General features: G+C 63.2%; 17 protein-coding genes and 3 tRNA genes. 8 read left to right on the top strand and 12 right to left on the bottom strand.

All coding sequences use genetic code 11. The annotated features are described in order from the left end of the window. Positions 1-45: 45 nt before the first annotated feature. From HU763_RS18340 to rimO, 3 genes are all read right to left on the bottom strand, one after another. Positions 46-756 (bottom strand): rRNA pseudouridine synthase, encoded by a 711-nt coding sequence (locus tag HU763_RS18340; protein WP_186687973.1) that lies wholly within the window; start codon positions 754-756, stop codon positions 46-48. Positions 757-834: 78 nt separating this feature from the next. Continuing rightward, positions 835-1287 carry a GNAT family N-acetyltransferase gene (locus tag HU763_RS18335; protein ID WP_170031605.1) on the bottom strand — a complete coding sequence of 151 codons (453 nt, stop codon included), beginning with the start codon at positions 1285-1287 and terminating at the stop codon, positions 835-837. Positions 1288-1417: 130 nt separating this feature from the next. Next, positions 1418-2749, bottom strand: a complete 1332-nt coding sequence (gene rimO / locus HU763_RS18330; RefSeq protein WP_186687971.1) for a 30S ribosomal protein S12 methylthiotransferase RimO — start codon at positions 2747-2749, stop codon at positions 1418-1420. A 234-nt stretch (positions 2750-2983) separates the two neighbouring features. Here rimO and HU763_RS18325 point away from each other — a divergent pair, with 234 nt between their 5' ends. Next, on the top strand, positions 2984-4894 hold the full coding sequence (locus HU763_RS18325) for a potassium transporter Kup (protein ID WP_186687969.1): 1911 nt from the start codon (positions 2984-2986) through the stop codon (positions 4892-4894). A gap of 179 nt (positions 4895-5073) precedes the next feature. Here the strand turns inward: HU763_RS18325 and HU763_RS18320 are convergent, their stop codons facing one another. From HU763_RS18320 to HU763_RS18300, 5 genes are all read right to left on the bottom strand, one after another. Then, entirely contained in the window at positions 5074-6366 is a 1293-nt protein-coding gene (locus tag HU763_RS18320; RefSeq protein ID WP_186687967.1) for a virulence factor family protein, read from the bottom strand. Continuing rightward, on the bottom strand, positions 6366-9008 hold the full coding sequence (gene mprF, locus HU763_RS18315) for a bifunctional lysylphosphatidylglycerol flippase/synthetase MprF (RefSeq protein WP_186687965.1): 2643 nt from the start codon (positions 9006-9008) through the stop codon (positions 6366-6368). Before mprF ends, HU763_RS18320 begins: the two co-directional genes overlap by 1 nt. Positions 9009-9269: 261 nt before the next feature. Further along, positions 9270-9346: transfer RNA gene (locus HU763_RS18310), tRNA-Met, on the bottom strand. A 124-nt stretch (positions 9347-9470) separates the two neighbouring features. Further along, positions 9471-9547: transfer RNA gene (locus HU763_RS18305), tRNA-Met, on the bottom strand. 136 nt (positions 9548-9683) lie between these two features. After that, a tRNA-Met gene (locus HU763_RS18300) sits at positions 9684-9760 on the bottom strand. Positions 9761-9980: 220 nt separating this feature from the next. On the opposite strand from HU763_RS18300, the gene dinB reads away from it, so the two are divergent. Next, a complete protein-coding gene (gene dinB / locus HU763_RS18295; protein ID WP_186688139.1) occupies positions 9981-11039 on the top strand; it encodes a DNA polymerase IV in 1059 nt (352 codons plus the stop codon). 160 nt (positions 11040-11199) lie between these two features. Here dinB and HU763_RS18290 read toward each other — a convergent pair whose 3' ends face one another. The 3 genes from HU763_RS18290 to HU763_RS18280 form a co-directional block, all read right to left on the bottom strand. Then, positions 11200-12153 carry a hypothetical protein gene (locus HU763_RS18290; RefSeq protein ID WP_170031591.1) on the bottom strand — a complete coding sequence of 318 codons (954 nt, stop codon included), beginning with the start codon at positions 12151-12153 and terminating at the stop codon, positions 11200-11202. A gap of 20 nt (positions 12154-12173) precedes the next feature. After that, a complete protein-coding gene (locus HU763_RS18285; RefSeq protein WP_170031588.1) occupies positions 12174-13889 on the bottom strand; it encodes a proline--tRNA ligase in 1716 nt (571 codons plus the stop codon). 160 nt (positions 13890-14049) lie between these two features. Continuing rightward, positions 14050-15354 (bottom strand): OprD family porin, encoded by a 1305-nt coding sequence (locus HU763_RS18280; protein WP_186675961.1) that lies wholly within the window; start codon positions 15352-15354, stop codon positions 14050-14052. A gap of 678 nt (positions 15355-16032) precedes the next feature. Between HU763_RS18280 and HU763_RS18275 the strand changes: the two genes are divergently transcribed. Further along, entirely contained in the window at positions 16033-16452 is a 420-nt protein-coding gene (locus HU763_RS18275) for an HIT domain-containing protein (RefSeq protein ID WP_186687963.1), read from the top strand. Between the two features lies 1 nt (position 16453). Then, positions 16454-16660, top strand: a complete 207-nt coding sequence (locus tag HU763_RS18270) for a SlyX family protein (protein ID WP_186687960.1) — start codon at positions 16454-16456, stop codon at positions 16658-16660. A 75-nt stretch (positions 16661-16735) separates the two neighbouring features. On the opposite strand, the gene HU763_RS24875 is transcribed toward HU763_RS18270, so the two are convergent. Next, positions 16736-17329, bottom strand: coding sequence for a cold-shock protein (locus HU763_RS24875; RefSeq protein ID WP_186687957.1), 594 nt, complete (start codon positions 17327-17329; stop codon positions 16736-16738). A gap of 276 nt (positions 17330-17605) precedes the next feature. On the opposite strand from HU763_RS24875, the gene HU763_RS18260 reads away from it, so the two are divergent. The 4 genes from HU763_RS18260 (at position 17606) to aspS (ending at position 20827) form a co-directional block, all read left to right on the top strand. Then, positions 17606-18079, top strand: coding sequence for a Dps family protein (locus HU763_RS18260; protein WP_170031573.1), 474 nt, complete (start codon positions 17606-17608; stop codon positions 18077-18079). A gap of 235 nt (positions 18080-18314) precedes the next feature. Continuing rightward, complete coding sequence (locus HU763_RS18255) at positions 18315-18644, top strand: ribbon-helix-helix domain-containing protein (RefSeq protein ID WP_186687954.1); 330 nt, start codon at positions 18315-18317, stop codon at positions 18642-18644. A gap of 92 nt (positions 18645-18736) precedes the next feature. After that, entirely contained in the window at positions 18737-18958 is a 222-nt protein-coding gene (locus tag HU763_RS18250) for an FmdB family zinc ribbon protein (protein WP_003254776.1), read from the top strand. A gap of 93 nt (positions 18959-19051) precedes the next feature. Continuing rightward, positions 19052-20827, top strand: coding sequence for an aspartate--tRNA ligase (gene aspS, locus HU763_RS18245; RefSeq protein WP_015271474.1), 1776 nt, complete (start codon positions 19052-19054; stop codon positions 20825-20827). Positions 20828-20886 lie beyond the last annotated feature (59 nt).

The raw sequence follows: 20886 nt of genomic DNA, 5'->3' as shown, positions 1-20886 counted from the left end.
TGCAGAATCCTGTTCAGGTGCCGCGCTGTGGGCGCGGCGTATTGCTTAGAAACGTTCGGTAGCGGCCAGGTAGCGCCACTGGCCCAGCGGTAGCTTGCCCATCGACACACCGCCCAGGCGGATGCGGCGCATGCTGACCAGCTCCAGGCGCAGGTACGCGCACAGCTCGGCAATCTGCCCTGGCTGCGGGTTCTTCAGGGCCATGCGCAGGTGGGTCTCGTTCTGCCAGCTGGCCTTGGCCCTGGGCAGCTCGCGGTCATTGCGGCTGGCCCCGCGTGCCAGGCGTTCCAGCGCCTGGGGCGTGGTCTCGCCGCGCACTTCAACGATGAACTCCTGCTCCAGGCGGCGCAGGTCGGCGTCGATCTTGCGGGTTACCCGCCAGTCCTGGGTAAATACCTGCAGGCCGCTGGCGCCGGGCTCCAGCGGTGCCACGCAGGCCTGCCGGGCAAAGTGCCCGTGCAGGGCACGTACGCCTTCGCGGTGGGCCGCGCTGAGGTTGCTCATGCTCATCTCGGCGCGGGCGGCTTCGCTGCTTGCTCCCGCCGGCTGGTTCAGCAGCAGGGTGACCGGCTCCAGCGTTTCGGCACGGGCGCCAGGCAGCAACTCGACGCGCTGCTGCGCGACCTTGAACTGCGGCTGTTCGACCACCAGGCCATCGACCGTGACCCAGCCGCCTTCGATATACAGCTCGGCCTCGCGGCGGGAACAGCCGAGCTGCTCGATGAGGCGTTTGGACAGGCGGACGGGTTCGGACATGACGGCGTTTTCGCAAAGGCAGGGGAAAGACTGCATTGTACCTGCCTGCGCGGCGCAGGGGCTGGGAATCTGTGTCATTTACGCCGTTTTGCGCAGGCGCATGTGCAGCAACGGGTAGGGCTGGCCCAGGCCATCGGTTGCCGAACGGCCAATCACCTCGAAGCCTTCATGCAGGTAGAAGCCCAGGGCCTGTGGGTTCTGTTCGTTGACGTCCAGGCGTTCGGCATTCAGCTCGTCGATGGCATAGTGCAAGAGGCGCTTGCCAACCCCTTTGCCGCGGTAGTCCGGGGCGACGAACAGCATGTCCACGCGCCCGTTGGCGACCCCGGCGAAGCCACAGATGCGTTGGCGATCCTTGCAGCAGACCAGCATCACCGCATCGAGGTAGCGGCGCAGCACGTGTTCGCGCAGCAACTGGATGTAGCCCTCAGGCAGAAAGTCGTGGGTGGCGCGTACCGAGTCTTCCCACACCTGTACCAGTTCGTCGTAGTCCCTCAAGCGCGGGGTTTGCAAGGTCATTGTCGAATGCATGGGCAGGATTCCTCGAGGGGCACCCTGACAACATAGCAGGCCAGCCGTCAGTCAGCGCTCACCCGCTGCCCTGATGCAAAAAGGCCCTGCTCCGGCAGCCGGAACAGGGCCTTTTCGTGCTACCGCGGGGTCAGATCGGTTCAGCCCAGAGGTCGTACTCGTCGGCATCCACCACCCGGCAACGCACCTTGTCGCCTGGCTTGAAGCCATGATCGCCGTCGATGAACACGCTGCCGTCGATTTCCGGGGCGTCGAAGAAGCTGCGGCCAACCGAGCCCTGTTCTTCGACTTCGTCGATCAGCACGTCGATCTCCTTGCCGATACGCAGCTGCAGGCGGGCAGCACTGATGGCCTGCTGGTGGGCCATGAAGCGGTCCCAACGGTCCTGCTTGACCTCGTCCGGTACTTCTTCCAGGCCCAGGTCGTTGGCCGGGGCGCCTTCCACCGGCGAGTACTGGAAGCAGCCCACGCGGTCCAGCTGGGCTTCGCTCAGCCAGTCAAGCAGGTACTGGAAGTCTTCCTCGGTCTCGCCCGGGAAGCCGACGATGAAGGTGGAGCGGATCACCAGCTCCGGGCACTGTTCGCGCCATTGCTTGATGCGGGCCAGGGTGCGGTCTTCGAAGGCCGGGCGCTTCATGGCCTTGAGCACTTTCGGGCTGGCATGCTGGAACGGGATGTCCAGGTACGGCAGGATCTTGCCGGCGGCCATCAGCGGGATCACGTCGTCGACGTTCGGGTACGGGTAGACATAGTGCAGGCGGACCCAGGCGCCCAGGCTGCTCAGGGCTTCGCACAGCTCGAGCATGCGGGTCTTGACCGGGCGGCCATTCCAGAAGTCGGTCTTGTACTTGACGTCGACGCCGTAGGCGCTGGTGTCCTGGGAAATTACCAGGATCTCCTTGACCCCGGCCTTGACCAGGCGCTCGGCCTCGCTCAGCACTTCACCGACCGGGCGGCTGACCAGTTTGCCGCGCATCGACGGGATGATGCAGAAGCTGCAGCTGTGGTTGCAGCCTTCGGAAATTTTCAGGTACGCATAGTGGCGCGGGGTCAGCTTGACGCCCTGCGGCGGCACCAGGTCGATCAGCGGGTTGTGGTCCTGGCGTGGCGGCACCACTTCGTGCACGGCGTTGACCACCTGCTCGTACTGCTGCGGGCCGGTGACCGACAGCACGCTCGGGTGCACCTCACGGATGCTGCCTTCCTCGACACCCATGCAGCCGGTGACGATGACCTTGCCGTTTTCCTTGATCGCTTCGCCGATCACTTCCAGCGACTCGGCCTTGGCGCTGTCGATGAAGCCGCAGGTGTTGACCACCACCACGTCGGCGTCCTCATAGGTGGGCACGACTTCATAGCCTTCCATGCGCAGCTGGGTCAGGATGCGCTCGGAATCGACCAGGGCTTTCGGGCAACCCAGGCTTACGAAACCTACCTTGGGGGTGGCGGGCGTGGTGGACATGACTAACCTCGGAATTGAATGCAGGTCGCCCGGCCGGAATCGGGGGCGATCTTGACGGGCGCTTTTGGCGCCTCTGATCAAAAAGTGCGCAATTCTAGCGAGCACTGCGTCGCTTGACCAGCAGAAATACGACGAACGCTGCGCTATGCTTCGCGCCATTGCGCCAGGTTGCAGGCCAGCCTGGGCAGGAATTGAGAATACCAAGGTCTACAAGGCCGTCTGCGGGAGTGGTCGATGGTTCAGGCAAGCAGTCACGCCGAGGGCGGGCACGAGGGGAAGCAGGGCGCGACGCGGTCGCTGAGCCTGCTGGTGGCAGCGGTCGGGGTGGTTTATGGCGATATCGGTACCAGCCCGTTATATACCCTCAAGGAAGTCTTCACCGGCGGTTACGGGGTGCCGGTCAACCATGACGGCGTGCTGGGGATTCTATCGCTGATCCTCTGGTCGCTGTTATGGGTGGTGTCGTTCAAGTACGTGATGTTCATCCTGCGTGCCGACAACCAGGGCGAAGGTGGCACCATGGCACTGACCGCATTGGCGCGGCGGGCCACGGCGGCGTACCCGCGGTTGCGCACGCTGATGGTGGTGTGCGGCTTGATTGGGGCTTCGCTGTTCTACGGCGACAGCATGATCACCCCGGCCGTGTCGGTACTCTCGGCGGTGGAAGGCATGGGCCTGGCGTTCGAGGGCATCGACCACTGGGTGGTGCCGATTTCGCTGGTGATACTGGTAGCGCTGTTCCTGGTGCAGAAGCACGGCACCGACAAGATCGGCAAGCTGTTCGGCCCGATCATGGTCACCTGGTTCGTGGCGCTGGGCTCGCTGGGGGTGTATGGCATCTCGCAGAGCCCGGAAGTGCTCAAGGCATTCAACCCGATCTGGGCGGTGAACTTCTTCGTGGTTCACCCCGGCATGGGCGTCGCCATTCTCGGGGCGGTGGTGCTGGCGCTGACCGGTGCCGAGGCGCTGTATGCCGACATGGGCCACTTTGGCCGCAAGCCGATCGCCCGGGCCTGGTTTGCCCTGGTGCTGCCGGGGCTGGTGCTCAACTACTTTGGCCAGGGCGCGTTGCTGCTGCAGGATGCGGAGGCCGCCCGTAACCCGTTCTACCTGCTGGCGCCGGGCTGGGCGCTGCTGCCGATGGTCGGCCTGGCGACCCTGGCCACGGTGATTGCTTCGCAGGCGGTGATCTCCGGGGCGTTTTCCCTGACCCGCCAGGCCATCCAGCTGGGCTATATCCCGCGGATGCAGATCCAGCACACCTCCAGTGACGAACAGGGGCAGATCTACATTGGCGCGATCAACTGGACGTTGATGGTCGGCGTGGTATTGCTGGTGGTTGGTTTCGAGTCGTCCGGCGCCCTGGCGGCGGCCTATGGCGTGGCGGTGACCGGTACCATGCTGATGACCACTATCCTGGTATCGGCGGTGATGCTGCTGCTGTGGAAGTGGCCGCCGCTGCTGGCAGTGCCGATTCTGCTGGGGTTCCTGCTGGTCGACGGGCTGTTCTTTGCTGCCAACGTGCCGAAGATTGCCCAGGGCGGTGCCTTCCCGGTGCTGGCAGGGGGCGTGCTGTACCTGCTGATGAGTACCTGGAAACGCGGCAAGCAGATCCTGGTGGAGCGTATCGACGAAGGCGCGCTGCCGCTGCAACTGTTCATCAGCAGTATCCGCATCCAGCCGCCGCACCGGGTCGAAGGCACGGCGGTGTTCCTCACGGCGCGCTCCGATGCCGTGCCCCATGCGCTGTTGCACAACATGCTGCATAACCAGGTGCTGCACAGCCAGGTGGTACTGTTGACGGTGGTCAGCGAGGACCGGCCGCGGGTGCCGGAGCAGGAGCGTTTTGAGGTGGAGGCCTATGGCGACGGGTTCTTCCGCGTGCTGTTGCACTTTGGCTTCATGGATGAACCGGATGTGCCGGCGGCGTTGCGCCTGTGCCACCTGGACGAGCTGGACTTCACCCCGATGCGCACCACCTACTTCCTCAGCCGCGAGACGGTGATCGCATCGCGGCTGGAGGGTATGTCGCGCTGGCGCGGCAACCTGTTCGCATTCCTGTTGAAGAACGCCAACGGCAACCTGCGCTTCTTCAACCTGCCGTTGAACCGGGTGATCGAGTTGGGGACCCAGGTCGAAATCTGATTTTCAGGGCAGGCGCGGGCTCTTAAGGCATTCAAACTGTAGGAGCGGATTTATCCGCGAAGCAGGCGGTGCGGTGGCTGGCACCGGCTGTGCCGGTGATCGCGGCTGAAGCCACGCCTGCAAGCGCGGCTTCAGTACCTGTGGGAGCGGGTGTGCCCGCGAATGGGCCTCAGGGGCTATCAGTTCTGTGCAGCCACGTTCGACTTGCCCTGACGCGTCTCGATCTCGCCGATCAGGCGCTTGGCCAGTGCCGGGTAGTTCTCGTCGAAGTGGTGCCCACCTGGCAGTTTCAGACGCTCGCCTACCGCAGTCTTGTCGGTGCAGCCGCTCTCGTCGGTTTCCTCGACGCCGTACACGCACACCACCTTGGACGCCGGCAGCCTGGCCATTTCCGGCCCGGTCGGGGCTTCCTGGCCTTCCTTGCCGAGCCAGCCTTCGACTTCGATCTCGAAGCTGCCACTGCGGGCAAAGGCCAGCAGCATCACCGCGTCGATACGCTGCTGGTCCTCGACCGGCAGGCGGTTGTAGATCGCCGGCAGCACGTCGGCACCGAACGAATAGCCGGTCAGCACGAAGCGCTTGGTGCCCCATTTCTGCCGGTAATGCTGCATCAGCTCGGACAGGTCGGCGGCGCTTTGTTCCGGGGTCTTGTGCTGCCAGTAGTAGCGCAGCGTGTCGATGCCCACCACCGGGTAGCCCAGCTTGGCCATTTCCCCGGCCACGTCACGGTCCAGGTCACGCCAGCCGCCATCACCCGAGAGGAACAGGGTGACCGTGTCGGTGGTTTGCCCGGCAGGCACCTCGACCACCGGGATGGCCAGGGCGTTGCCGTCGTGGCCGACCAGGGCCTGGGTCAGTTGCGCCTTGAGCACCTGGGGCAGGTGGATGTCGTAGTCGCTGATGCTGGTTTCAGCATTGGCCTGGTCACGCACGAAAGCGGCGCTGGCGTCATCCGGGTTGTCGTTCCAGGCGACATTCCAGTGCCCGTGGGCGGCCGATTTCGGCAGTGGCGCCTGGCAACCGGGTTGTTCCAGGCTGAAGTCCACTGAAATCGCCCGCGCCTTGTCGTCATTCTGGCTGGCCAGCCAGCGCCAGGCCTGGGCCGCGCCAGGGCCGATACCGGCAACCAGGGTCGGCTTCTGCGGCAACTGGGCCAGGGCCTGGTCCATGGCTTGCTGCTGCTTGCTGCAGTCATTGGGCGGCAGGATCACCTGCACCAGTTGCGCTTCGCCGGCCTTGGCCAAGTCCAGCAGCTGCTTGTCGGTCAGTGCCTGGTCCTGCGGCACACCGATGGCCACCCGGGCCTTGGGGTGCACGCCTGGCGTCACGCGGGTAATCGGCGTGTCATTGATGCTCAGTTGCTCCAGGCGCGCCTCGGGGGCCGGGTGCGTCCACAGCCAGAACGCCAGCGCACCCCCCAGGGCGGCCAGCAGCAGGGGAATCAGCAAGTACAGCCAAAAGCGACGGGTCATCAACGTTTCACCAATCCAGTCAAGCCGCCTGCGATCAGGGCGGCGGTGTCGGCCAGTGCCACCAGCGGGTCAAGCCCGGCCGGCACGGCCATGTAGCGGGGTTCCCAGTCCGGTTGGAATTTGTCCTTGAAGCGACGGAGCCCCTGGAAGTTGTACAGCTGCTCGCCGCGGCGGAACACCATCGAACCCAGGCGCTGGGTCAGCGGTGCGCCACGCCGCGGCTGCAGGCCGGAAAGCGGTACCATGCCCAGGCTGAAGCGGGCGTAGTCATGGCTTTTGTAGTGCAGGATCAGGCCGATCATCATGAATTCCATGGTCAGCTTCGGCGCCTCGGGGTGCGCGCGCATCAGGTCGAGGCTGGCCAGCTCCTTGCCGTGGGTTTCCAGCAGGTTGGCGAAGGCCACCGGGCGGCCCTGGAAGCGGATCAGGGCAATGCGGAAGTGCTGCAGGTACTCAGGGCTGAAGCGCCCCAGCGAGAAGCCTTTCTCGCGGACGTTCTTGCCGCCGAGCCAGGCATCGGAAATTTCCTTCAGCTCTGCCAGCGGGGCGTGGCCGGGTTCGTGGATTTCCAGGCTCAAACCGTCACGGCCGCCGCGGTTCCAGGTGTAGCGCAGGTCCTTCATCTCCTTGCCCTTGGCTTCCAGGTCGAAACGGCGCAGGTCGACCCGTGCTTCTTCGCCCAGTTTCAGAGCGGTCAGGCCGATGTCCATGTAGAACGGCAGGTTCTCGGCGCGCACCTGGTAGAACACCGGCCGGGCATGGTGCAGGTCGCACAGGTCACGGAATTGCCAGATCATCTCGGCGCGTTCCTGGGCCGGGCCGATCGGGTCATACAGGGCCACCAGGCTGCGGCCACGGCGCGCGTACATGAGGAAGGCGTTGTCGCCCGGGTGGAACAGCAGCGCCTTGTCGCCGGTCAGGGCCAGGCCGCCATCGGGCTGGTCAGAGGCCAGCAGAATGCGGTTGGCGCGCTGCAGTTCCTGTTCATCGGGCAGGTGGATCACAGGCGGTGCGGTGCGCAGCAACCAGGTCAGAGCCACGGCCGCCAGCAGCAGTGCGCTACCCATGGCGGCGCGCAGGCCACGTGGCGCGTCGGCATCAAGGGTGAACTGCCACCACAGCTGATGGCTGTAGGGCACATCCTGGTAGGCGAACAGCAACAGCCATACCGATGCCCCGACCACGCAGGCGCTGGCCACCAGGAACACTGGCGAGAACGGCAGTTCCAGCAAGCGGCTGGGGCGATAGAAAGAACGGCGGAACAGGGCGAGCAGGGCGGCGGTCGAGGTCAGCAGGCTGGCTTCTTCCCAGTCGAACCCCTTGAGCAGCGACAGCAGCGCGCCGACCAGCAGCAGTACCGTGGTCAGCAGCCAAGCGGCGGACAGGCGTCGGCGCAGGCCTTGGGCCAGCAACAGGCACAGCACGCCGATCAGGCTGGCGCCGAAGTGCGAGGCATCGATCAGGCGGTGCGGCACCAGGAAGCCCATGTGCTCCAGGCGCGTGTCGATCTCGGGCGTGGCCCCGGAAAACAGCAGCACCACACCGGATAGGAATACCAGGATCGACAGAACTGGCGCCGCCAGCCCGGAAGCCGCCTTGATCGCCTGCTGGGCGAACAGCAGGCGCCGGGCTTCGTTGGCCAGCAGCAACACGCAGGCCAGCAGCAGGGGCAGCACGACGTAGATCAGCCGATACAGCAGCAGGGCCGCCGCCAGCGGGGCTGCGCCAAGCTGGTCGGCGAAGGCTGCCAGCAGGATCGCTTCGAATACCCCGACGCCGCCCGGTACGTGGCTGAGCACGCCTGCGGCCAGGGCCAGCAGGTACACCAGGACAAAGGCGCCGAACGGCGGGGCTTCGGGTAGCAGCAGATACAGCACGGTAGCAGCCGCGGCGACATCCAGCGCAGTGATAAGCAGTTGCATGGCGGCCAGGCGCGCGCCGGGCAGGCGCAGCGTGCGGCGGCCCAGCTGTACCAGCAGGTTGTCGGCCAAGGGCTGCTCGGCCAGGCGTCGGCGGTACAAGCCGACCACCATCACCCCACACAGCAGCAGCACGGCGCTGGCAATAGCTGCCAGCAAGCCAGCTGGCAAGCCCAGGGCGGCCGAGGCTGCCGGCAGATCGGTCAAGGTCGCCAGGGCGGCCAGCGGTGGCAGCGCGCAGCCCAGTGACAGGCTGGCGAAGACGGTCATCCGTGCCACTTCGCCTGCGCCCACCCCTTGCCGTGCATAAAGGCGGTAGCGCACCGAACCACCGGAAAGCATCGACAGGCCGATGGCGTTGCCGATGGCAAAGGCACTGAAACCGCCCAGCACCAGGCTGCGCGCCGGCAGCTGCACGCCGGCATAGCGGCTGGCCGACCATTCGTAACCCAGCAGAATGACGAAGCCGAGCACGGTAGCCAGTAACGCACCCAGCAATGCCTGGGCTGGCACGCTGAGCATGGCATCGTGCAGGGCATAGATGTCCAGCTCGCTCAGCAGGTGGCGGCAGGCGATCAAGGCCATGGCGAACAATACCAGGGTCACCATCAGGCCAATCGGCTGGCGATAGCGGCTCAGGCGTTCGAGCAAGGGCAGGCGCTGCGCGGCACCGGGTAGTGCCGAGGCGAGCGGCACCGGCGTTTCGGGATTGTGCGAAGTCATGGATTGCCCCGGGCTGGCAGCGCGAGGAGAACGGAAGAGATGGCCAAGTGATAGTCCCTTAGAAAAACGTATCCAATGTTACTCCGGCCTCCGGCATTTTCAGCGGGCTGGCAGGGTTAAAGATAGTTCATCCTCGGTGCGAGCTCTCAAGCGTGCGGGTTGGCGGCAAGGCGGGGAAAACGGCAGCGACGAAAAGCAGGGGATGGAAAAGCAACAAACCCCGCGCTGCTGTTACACAGGCGGGGTTTGTTCTGACGAATCTGGTTGCGGGAGCCGGATTTGAACCGACGACCTTCGGGTTATGAGCCCGACGAGCTACCAGGCTGCTCCATCCCGCGTCAGAGGGGCGCATTCTACAGCTTGAGCAGTCGCTGTCAAGGTTTTTGCGTTTCAGGCTAGCGATGCACATTTTTACGGGCAAAGAAAAAGGCCACTGTGTCTACAGTGGCCTTTTCTTGAATCTGGTTGCGGGAGCCGGATTTGAACCGACGACCTTCGGGTTATGAGCCCGACGAGCTACCAGGCTGCTCCATCCCGCGTCAGTGGGGCGGATTCTACAGTGTGTGGCGGGGGTGTCAAGCGCTAACGTTTGATTTCTCGAGCATTTTTGCTGGCAGAGGTTTTCTGCGCACAAAGAAAAAGGCCACTGCGTTAACAGTGGCCTTTTCTCGAATCTGGTTGCGGGAGCCGGATTTGAACCGACGACCTTCGGGTTATGAGCCCGACGAGCTACCAGGCTGCTCCATCCCGCGCCTGTGAGATCGAATTCTACGGATTTGCTTCCCATTGTCAAGCAAATATTGCGGAAAAACCTTTTTTGTTCAACCCCTTAGCGTCTTCAGTCGCGTGCAGCTCAGGCACGACGGGGCTTTCAGGCCGATTATCGCGTGCCGACGCGGGTGAGCTGTTTCATAACAGTACGCATGCGATACTATCTGTATGAATTTACAGTGCTGACGGTCATCCATGTCCTTGCGCAAGATCATCCATGTCGACTGCGATTGCTTCTATGCCGCCATCGAAATGCGTGACGACCCGCGCCTGGCCGGACGGCCGATGGCAGTAGGGGGCTCACCGGATCACCGTGGGGTGATTGCCACTTGCAACTATGAGGCGCGCGCCTATGGTGTGCGTTCGGCCATGTCCTCACGGCATGCCCTGAAACTGTGCCCCGACCTGTTGATCGTCAAGCCGCGCTTCGAGGCCTACCGTGAGGCCTCGCGGGAAATCCACACGATCTTCCGTGACTACACCGAGCTGATCGAACCGTTGTCGCTGGACGAGGCATACCTGGATGTGACGGACAGCCAGTGGTATTCGGGCAGTGCCACGCGCATCGCCGAGGATATTCGTCGCCGCGTCGCCCGCACCCTGCATATCACTGTCTCGGCTGGTGTGGCGCCGAACAAGTTCCTGGCCAAGATCGCCAGTGACTGGCGCAAGCCCAACGGGCTGTTCGTGATTACCCCGGGCGAAGTGGAAGCATTCGTCGCGGCCTTGCCGGTGGCCAGGTTGCACGGGGTGGGCAAGGTGACGGCAGACAAGCTGACGCGGCTGGGGATCGACACCTGCCTGGAGCTGCGCGAATGGTCGCGGCTGGCGCTGGTGCGTGAGTTCGGCAGTTTTGGCGAGCGCTTGTGGGGGCTGGCGCGTGGTATCGATGAGCGTGCGGTACACAATGACAGCCGCCGCCAGTCAGTCAGCGTGGAAAACACCTACGACACCGACTTGCCGGACTTGGCCAGTTGCCTGGCTCGGTTGCCCGAACTGCTGGCCAGCCTGGACGAGCGCATCGCCCGCATGGACAGCAGTTACCGGCCGGAAAAACCCTTCGTCAAGGTCAAGTTCCATGACTTCAGCCAGACCACCCTGGAGCAGGCCGGGGCAGGCCGGGACCTGGAGAGTTATCGGCAATTGCTGGGGCAGGCGTTTGCCCGTGGGGGCAAGCCGGTACGCTTGCTGGGGGTGGGGGTGAGGTTGCGCGATTTGCGCGGGGCGCATGAGCAGCTGGAGCTGTTCCCGCCTCGATAAATGGCCCGCCAATTTAACGCGGCCCCTGTAGGAGCGGCCTTGTGTCGCGATGGGCTGCGAAGCAGCCCCATGATTTCAGCCTTGATGCATGAATTGCCGGGGCTGCTTCGCAGCCCATCGCGACACAAGGCCGCTCCTACCAGGTAGTGCGTGATGCCGGTTATTGCGCGCCAGGGTCAGCGACCAGGCGGCCAGTGGCCTTGGTCAGTGACTGCAGAAACTCCTGCTGCAGCTCCGGATCGTTGCGAGTCAGCTCGATCAGGCTCTGCTCCATTTCACTGGCTTCTTCTTCCAGGCCCAGTTCGGACAGGCGCTTGACCCGGTGTACCCATTGGCCGACGTCGTCGTCCTCAAGGTCATCGAAGATCAATTCGTGGGCCTCGAGCAACTTGTTGCGCAGGGTGGCGCTGACCAGCAGGCTGGCATCGCCACGTACCGCGTTGTCCTCGTCGACCACCTGCAGGTGCAGGGTGCCGATGTGGTTGAGGTTCTGCTCGGAGAACGGGCTGTCGAGCAGGTTCAGGCGCAGCACGCCATTCCTGTCGGTGGTCAGCTCGTGGGTCATCCTGCCGGCCTTGACTTCGACCAGGCGTTCGCTCCACGGCACGCTGGTGGATTCCTCGCGCTTGCCCTTCTGCACTTCGCTGATCCCGGCCAGGTTCTGCTGGGCACGGCCGTTGGACGGCACGTTCATGAACGGGTTGAGCCCGTCCACACCATAGCTGAGCCAGTCGTGGGTGATGCTGTCCGGCAGGTTGCCCAGGGCGAAGACGTTGACCACGTTGGCGCCGACGCCCGCCACCACGGCCACTGCCCCCAGCGGGATCTCGTAGATCTCCCGCCAGGGCTGGTAGGGCGTATAGCGGTCATAGCGGCGGGTGACTTCGAACTCGGTGACTTCGAAGCGCTGCTGCTCATGCACACGCACACGGCGTTGCGGAAGCTCCATCACCTTCGGCTCGCCGACATCGATCTGCAGGGTGTGCTCGAGCAGTTTGCGCTCGACGCGCTCCTCATGGTCGCTGCGCTGGGACATCTGGTTGGCGCAACCGCTGACGAGCAGGGCGCCGCACAGTGCGGCGCCCCCCAGGGTAAAGGTACTTCGCTTGTACATGATCACTCGTGCATTGGTTATCAGCGGCGAACGCGGGCCTGCAGGAAGGTCAGCACTTCGGCGAGCGGCAATGCCTGGGCGTCCTGCTCGGTGCGGTGCTTGTATTCCAGGTTGCCTTCGGCCAGGCCGCGATCGCTGACGACGATGCGGTGCGGGATGCCGATCAGCTCCATGTCGGCAAACTTGATGCCGGGGCTGGTCTTCTTGTCGCGGTCGTCCAGCAGCACTTCGTAACCGGCGGCGGTCAACTCGGCATACAGCTTGTCGGTCGCCTCGCGGACCACGTCGGTTTCGTAGCGCAGCGGTACCAGGGCGATCTGGAACGGGGCCAGGGCGTCATTCCAGATGATGCCCTTGTCGTCGTGGTTCTGCTCGATGGCAGCGGCAACCACGCGGGACACGCCGATACCGTAGCAGCCCATGGCCAGGGTGACCGGCTTGCCGTTCTCGCCCAGTACCTGGCACTTCAGTGCCTCGCTGTACTTGGTGCCCAGCTGGAAGATGTGGCCCACTTCGATGCCGCGCTTGATCACCAGGGTGCCCTGGCCGTCCGGGCTCGGGTCGCCTTCGACCACGTTACGCAGGTCGGCAACCTGTGGCACCGGCAGGTCGCGCTCCCAGTTCACGCCGAAGTAGTGCTTGTCGTCGATGTTGGCACCGATGCCGAAGTCGCTCATCAGGGCAACCGAACGGTCGATGATGATTTCCAGCGGCAGGTTCAACGGGCCGAGCGAACCGGCGCCGGCACCAATCGCCTCGCGCAGTTCGGCGTCGCTGGCCATGACCAGCGGGTCGGCTACCTGTTCCAGCTTGGCTGCCTTGATTTCGTTGAGTTCGTGGTCGCCACGCACGATCAGCGCAACCAGCTTGCCCTGTTCCGCGCCATGCACGATCAGGGTCTTGACGGTTTTTTCGATCGGCAGGCCGAAGTTTTCCACCAGCTGGGCGATGGTCTTGGCGTTCGGCGTGTCGACCAGGCGCAGCTCCTCGGTAGGCGCAGGGCGCACGGTTTCCCGCGGGATGGCCTCGGCCTTCTCGATGTTGGCGGCGTAGTCAGAGCTGTCGCTGAATATCACGTCGTCTTCGCCGGACTCGGCCAGCACGTGGAACTCGTGCGAGTAGCTGCCACCGATGGAGCCGGTGTCGGCCTGCACTGGGCGGAAGTCCAGGCCCAGGCGGGTGAAGATGTTGGTGTATGCCTGGTGCATGCGGTCGTAGGTTTCCTGCAGGGAAGCCTGGTCGGCATGGAACGAGTAGGCGTCCTTCATGATGAATTCACGGCCGCGCATCAGGCCGAAGCGCGGGCGGATCTCGTCACGGAACTTGGTCTGGATCTGGTACATGTTGAGCGGCAGCTGTTTATAGCTGGACAGCTCGTTGCGGGCCAGGTCGGTGATGACTTCTTCGTGGGTCGGGCCGACGCAGAAGTCGCGCTGGTGGCGGTCCTTCAGGCGCAGCAGCTCGGGGCCGTACTGTTCCCAGCGGCCGGATTCCTGCCACAGTTCGGCGGGCTGGATGCTGGGCATCAGCACTTCCAGGGCGCCGGCGGCGTTCATTTCCTCACGCACCACGGCCTCGACCTTGCGCATCACCCGCAAGCCCATCGGCAGCCAGGTGTACAGGCCGGAGGCCAGTTTGCGGATCATGCCGGCACGCAGCATGAGCTGATGGCTGATGACCACTGCGTCGGCAGGGGTTTCTTTCTGGGTGGCGAGCAAATATTGACTGGTGCGCATGGTGAGCCGTGTCGATTGCCTAAGACATTGAAATGACCCCGCATTGTACGGGGGCGAAACGAAGGCGTACAGGATGCCCCAGGGCGTGACGCTTGTCAGCCAAGAAAAAGCCCGGCGTGATCGCCGGGCTTTTTCAGGTGCGGGGCACTGCAAGCCAGGCTTACAGGATGCTCAGCGGGTATTCCACGATCAGGCGCAGGTCGTTGTTGTCTTTAGCGTACTCGGCTTCGTACGCATCGTTGGCGCGGTACACGGCATAGCGTACGCGGAACGACAGGTCCTTGGCTGGGCCTTCCTGGATCACGTACTTGGACTCGACGTTCAGTTCGTGTTCCTTGCCTTCGGTGTTCGCCAGGGTCTCGATGTTGTCACCGTAGACATAGCGAGTCATGAAGCTCAGGCCAGGCACGCCGTAGGAAGCCATGTTCAGGTCGTAACGGGCCTGCCAGGATTTTTCTTCACGGCCGACGAAGTCGGAGATCTGGATGGAGTTGGACACGAAGATGGTGCCGTTACCATCGACGCCGTACAGGTAGCCGGTATCACCGCTGGAGCGCTGATAGGCCAGGGTGAATTTGTGGCCGCCGAGGCTGTAGGCAGCTGCCAGGCTCCAGAGTTTGTTGTCCAGCTCGCCGTACAGGGCCTGGCCCTGGTCTTTGGAGCGGTAGCCGTTGAAGTCGAAGTTCAGCGCCTGGCTGTCATCGATCGGCAGGTTGTAGTTGAGGTTGATGTACTGCTTCTTGAAGTAGTCATCAACGTCAGAGGCTGCCAAGGTGCCGATGAAGTTGTCGGTGAACGAGTAGGTCGCGCCAGCAATGTTGGCCGAAGTCAGGCCTGGCGAGTGCGGGCCGTTGATGCTGTCCTTGCCCATGCCGGTCTGCGAGCTCAGCGCGGTGAAGCGACCTGCGGTCAGCTCGAGGCCTTTGATTTCCTTGCTGGTGATCAAGGTACCTTCAGCCACTTCTGGCAGCAGGCGGCTGTCGTCGGTTGCGAAGACCGGGCTGGCCACGAACTGGCGGCCGTACTTCAGGGTGGTGTCGGACAGGCGGAACTTGACGGCTGCGCCGCCTTTGCCCTGCGAATCTTCCGGGTGGCCGTCGCTGTCGGTGCGGAACAGGCCGTTGCCTGAGGTGCCCTTGCCGCCATCGAACTTGACGCTGCCCATGGCCATCACGTCGAGGCCGACACCGATGGTGCCCTGGGTGTAACCGGATTCGAAGACGCCCAGCAGCGAGGCGCCGCTATCTTCGCGGTGGCCGCTCTTGAAACCGCTGGATTTGCTTGGGTCGGCGATGTTGCCTGCGCCGTGCTTGAAGTCGCGGTTCATGTACATGGCGCGGGTCTTCAGGTTCAGCGTACTGTCTTCGATGAAGCCTTTGGACTCGTCCTGGGAAGAGGCCAAAGCCAACTGCGAGGTGCCTGCCGCAACGGCCAGGGCGATCATGCTCCACTTCATCACGCGCATCGTGATTTGCTCCTTTGGTTTTTAGGAAGAGTACCGCTGCGGCCATCTGTTTTAGTTATATGGTGCAGCTCTTTCTTGTTATGTCGGCGAAAATGTATAGCACGCTGACTGTTGTTGGCGATATGGCTATATGCATCCTTTACGGAACTTTTTTGCCATGTCGCTTACAGGTGTTTCCATGTCGCAAATCACGCCCCGGTAAAGGGTCGTACAACGCCAGCGTTGTTTCCGTCGCCGCCTTGCATTTGTACATGCAGGCAGGCGCGGCAAACTCCCTGGTAACCAATGCCGCTGTTGTCATTTGTCGCGTACAGCTGCCGTAGCAGATGTCGTGCCGACTTGGCGTGGAGGGAATGCAACAAGCGTGCTCAAAATACGCAACACTTCATGAAATTTTCACAAAATCTGCTACCGGAGGTCGGAAGGTACCGTAAACACGGGGCGAAGCGGGTTGTGATGCTATCGCAGCCGATAATCATTCGAATCAAAAAAGCTGCCATGAAAGTCAATGTGTTACCGCAACTAGTTCAACCAGAGTCATTTATGGGTGGTGAGTGAGGCGCAGCAGGCCTCATTTTGGTGCGAAAAGTAGCGCTGTGTTACCGGGAACGTGCAAGGTATCCTTGCTGCCCTGTATTCCGCGTGTAGCGGGTGGGTTCTGCCTCAAGGAGATATGCCGTGTTCGTCCTCGATTCGCGTTTGCAGCAGGATTGCCTGGTGCTGGGAAATTTTCCGCTGTGTCAGTTGCTGCTGAGCAGCGATGCCAACTACCCCTGGTTCATCCTGGTGCCCCGGCGTGCTGGTATCCGTGAGGTGTTCGAACTGGATGCGGCGGACCAGCAGCAGTTGTGGCAGGAAGCCAGCTACCTGGCTGGGGCGCTGAAGGCCAGCTACAACGCCGACAAGATGAACGTTGCCGCCCTTGGCAATGTGGTCAGTCAGCTGCATGTGCACGTAATCGTGCGTCACCACCACGACGCTGCCTGGCCTGCGCCGGTGTGGGGCAAGTGCCCGGCAGTGGCGTATGGCGACGAGCAGGTGCAAGCCATACGCCAGCGCCTGGGTGAATTGAAACTCGAAGGTTACCTAGAGGCCTGATATGTCGTTGGAAATGCGAGTGGTCGAGCTGGAAACCCGCCAGGCGTTCCAGGATGACGCCATCCAGGCGCTGAATGACGTTGTGGTCGAGCAGGCACGGGTGATCGAGCGCCTGCAATTGCAGATGGCCGAGCTGATCAAGCGTTACGAAGAGATGGTCGGCCAGTACGGCAACGAAGGGGAAGAGGCGCCGCCGCCTCATTATTGAAGCCGATACGGCTGGATGAGCAGCAGCCCTGCAAGGCCGGCGAGCCCGCCTTGCAGGGATAGCCGTTGCAGATGATCAGCGGCGGGTCACAGCGACCACGTCTTCGGCCTGCAGGCCCTTGTCGCGGTGCATCACCGAAAACTCCACGCGCTGGCCCTCGACCAGGATGCGGTGGCCTTCGCCGCGAATGGCGCGAAAGTGCACGAAGATATCATCGCCCGAATCGCGGGAAATGAAGCCGAAGCCTTTGGACGTGTTGAACCACTTGACGGTACCGGTATCACGGTTGCCGGAGTCCTGCGTGGCGGGCTGGCTGGCGCGTGCCTTGCGCGGGCTGCGGGCCAGGCCTGCGGCCAGGTGTGCGGCCACGGCCAGGGCGGCGCAGACCAGTGCGGCGAGGTTGCCCATTTCCGGGCGGGCCAGCAGGGTCAGGGTCTGCACTACCACCGCCACCACCAGCAGCGCGCAAGCCAGGTGCTGCAACTGCTGGCGGGCGCCGCGATAGTACAGCGGCAGCACCGGGGCCAGGATCAGGTTGAGCAGGCCGAGCAGGGCCAGGTAGACCGCATCGGGTTGCTGCAGGAAGGGAGTTGCATCGGTTTTCAGGCTGGGTATGAGCGATAGCAGCAAGGCTGCCACGCCCGTCACCAGATGGACGATCTTGAACATGGGTTGGCTCACAGTTGATAAGGCTGGTCACAGGAAGAGCCGGCGGCGCGGTGCGCATGAGGTGTAGAGCGCGAACACGTGACAGGCCGGCCTATGCACCCGGCAATGACAGTCCGCACGGGTGGCACGCTGCCTATTTAACAGTAAAGCCGCAGGCTACTCAAACCACAGGCTGCCAGGCGCTGTGCTGCGCCATGTCGCATGCACCCTGCGTCAAGTGTTGCTAAAGTGGTCGGCACCCGCTTGAGTCTCAAGCCTTATGGAAAGGGGAACTTCATGGCAATCGATATCGGTATCAGTGAAGAAGATCGCAAGTCCATCGTCGATGGGCTGTCCCGCCTGTTGTCGGATACCTATGTGCTGTATCTGAAAACCCATAACTTCCATTGGAACGTCACCGGCCCGTCGTTCCGCACCCTGCACCTGATGTTCGAAGAGCAGTACAACGAGCTGGCGCTGGCGGTCGACTCGATCGCCGAGCGCATTCGCGCCCTGGGCTTCCCGGCGCCGGGGTCCTATGCCTTCTATGCGCGGCACTCCTCGATCAAGGAGGAGGAAGGGGTACCGCCTGCAGACGAGATGATCCGTCAGCTGGTGCAGGGCCAGGAGGCTGTGGTGCGTACCGCGCGCAGCATCTTCCCGGTGGTGGACAAGGTCAGTGACGAACCGACCGCCGACCTGCTGACCCAGCGCATGCAGGTGCATGAGAAGACCGCCTGGATGTTGCGAGTGCTGCTCGACGGCCAGTAATCGCCAGTCTGTCTGTAGGAGCGGCCTTGCGTCGCGATGGGCTGCGCAGCAGCCCCAAGGTTCAGCGTAAGTGCACCAATCGCCGGGCTGCTGCGCAGCCCATCGCGACGCCAGGCCGCTCCTGCCTGGCGCACATCCGCCGTGGATTCTGATCAGGAACATTTTGCCGCTGCTCTCACCGCGCTCGTCAGCGCTTCATAGGCCACCTGCTACCTGTGACGAGGAGAAGTGGCGCATGATGCAAGCGAGCAAGCGTGTGGCTGGCCAGGGGTGCTGGCCCGGTAAACAGTGCATCGATCCGTTCAAGGCGGATTTCGACATGCAGCAGACCCAGCCGGTGTCGCGTTCGGTCAGGCTCAACGGTTTTTCCACGTGCCTGCGCCTGGAAGCCGTCTACTGGGGTATCCTCGAACGCATCGCTGCGGCCAACCGCTGTTCGGTCAGCGCCGTGCTGTCCTACGTCGACCGCGAAGTGCACCTGCGCCAGGGTGGGGTGCGCAATTTCAGCGGGTTGATCCGGGTGATCTGCGTCGCCTGGCTGCAGGACCCACCAAGCACGCGCTGATCGCCGGGCGGGCTGCGCAGTGCTTGCTAACCATATATAATCCCGCTTTTTGCTGCCCCGGCAGCCAGCGTTATGGTTGACGAGAGACACCCATGCCCCTTTATGACTATCAATGTGCATCCTGCGAGCACCGCATGGAAGTACTGCAGAAGATCAGCGCCGCGCCGCTGACCGATTGCCCGGCCTGCCAGGCGCCGGCGCTGAAGAAGCTGCTGTCGGTGCCAGGCTTCCGCCTGAGCGGTAATGGTTGGTACGAAACCGACTTCAAGACCGGGGCGAAAAAGAATCTGGCAGGCGGCGACAAGGCCGACTGAGTTGAATGCTGTGACCGGGTCTTGCAGTATTAGCCCTCCGGGCGGCCAAGGCCTCCACCGAATACACGAATCACGAGAAGCGAAACCACCATCATGATGCGCAGCCATTATTGCGGCCAACTGAACGAGAGCCTGGACGGCCAGGAAGTCACCCTTTGCGGCTGGGTCCATCGTCGCCGCGACCACGGCGGGGTGATCTTCCTCGACATCCGTGACCGCGAAGGCATGGCCCAGGTCGTGTTCGACCCGGATCGCGCCGAAACCTTCGCCGCTGCCGACCGCGTGCGCAGCGAGTACGTCGTGCAGATCACCGGCAAGGTGCGCAAGCGCCCTGAGGGTGCGGTGAATGCCAACATGGCGTCCGGTGCCATCGAGATTCTCGGCTACCAGCTGAACGTGCTCAACGAAGCGGAAACCCCGCCGTTCCCGCTCAACGAATACTCCGACGTCGGCGAGGAAACCCGCCTGCGTTATCGCTTCATCGACCTGCGTCGCCCGGAAATGGCCGACAAGCTGCGCCTGCGTTCGCGCATCACCAGCAGCATCCGTCGCTTCCTCGACGAAAACGGCTTCCTCGATGTCGAGACGCCGATCCTGACCCGGGCCACCCCGGAAGGCGCGCGTGACTACCTGGTGCCAAGCCGTACCCACGCCGGCAGCTTCTTCGCCCTGCCGCAGTCGCCGCAGCTGTTCAAGCAGCTGCTGATGGTCGCCGGCTTCGACCGCTACTACCAGATCGCCAAGTGCTTCCGTGACGAAGACCTGCGGGCCGACCGCCAGCCGGAATTCACCCAGATCGACATCGAGACTAGCTTCCTCGATGAAAGCGAGATCATGGGCCTGACCGAAAGCATGATCCGCAAGCTGTTCAAGGAAGTGCTGGACCTGGAATTCGGCGAATTCCCGCACATGACCTTCGAAGAAGCCATGCGCCGCTACGGTTCCGACAAGCCGGACCTGCGTATCCCGCTGGAACTGGTCGACGTCGCCGACCAGCTGAAGGACGTGGACTTCAAGGTGTTCGCCGGCCCGGCCAACGATCCGAAGTGCCGTGTTACCGCCCTGCGCCTGCCAGGCGGTGCCAGCATGCCGCGCAGCAAGATCGACGAGTACACCAAGTTCGTCGGCATCTACGGTGCCAAGGGCCTGGCCTACATCAAGGTCAACGAGCGCGCCAAGGGCGTCGAAGGCCTGCAGTCGCCGATCGTCAAGAACATTCCCGAGGCCAACCTCAATACCATCCTCGACCGCGTTGGTGCGGTTGACGGCGACATCGTGTTCTTCGGTGCCGACAAGTTCAAGGTGGTCAGCGAAGCCCTGGGCGCGCTGCGTATCCGCCTGGGCCACGACTTCGAGCTGCTGACCTGCGAGTGGGCGCCGATGTGGGTGGTCGACTTCCCGATGTTCGAAGAGAACGAAGACGGCAGCTTCACTGCGCTGCACCACCCGTTCACCGCGCCGAAGTGCACCCCGGAAGAGCTCGAGGCCAACCCGGCCGCAGCCCTGTCGCGTGCCTACGACATGGTCCTGAACGGTACCGAGCTGGGTGGCGGTTCGATCCGTATCCACCGCAAGGAGATGCAACAGGCCGTGTTCCGCCTGCTGGGCATCGAAGCGGCAGAACAGGAAGAGAAGTTCGGCTTCCTGCTCGACGCACTGAAGTTCGGCGCTCCGCCTCACGGTGGCCTGGCCTTCGGCCTGGACCGCCTGGTCATGCTGATGACCGGCGCCCAGTCGATCCGTGAAGTGATCGCCTTCCCGAAAACCCAGAGCGCCGCGTGCGTCATGACCCAGGCCCCTGGCATGGTCGACGCCAAGGCCCTGCGCGAGCTGCACATCCGACTGCGCGAACAGACCAAGGTCGAGTAAGCAGTCCTCGGGCGCATCCACAGGGATGCGCCTTTGCGTTTCGGCGCAGGCAATTTCCC

Origin of the sequence: Pseudomonas anuradhapurensis, from assembly GCF_014269225.2 — a bacterium.
GTDB classification, from domain to species: Bacteria; Pseudomonadota; Gammaproteobacteria; order Pseudomonadales; family Pseudomonadaceae; genus Aquipseudomonas; species Aquipseudomonas anuradhapurensis.
The sequence above is the reverse complement of the archived record's forward strand: the minus strand, read 5'-3'. Positions and strand labels throughout refer to the sequence as shown.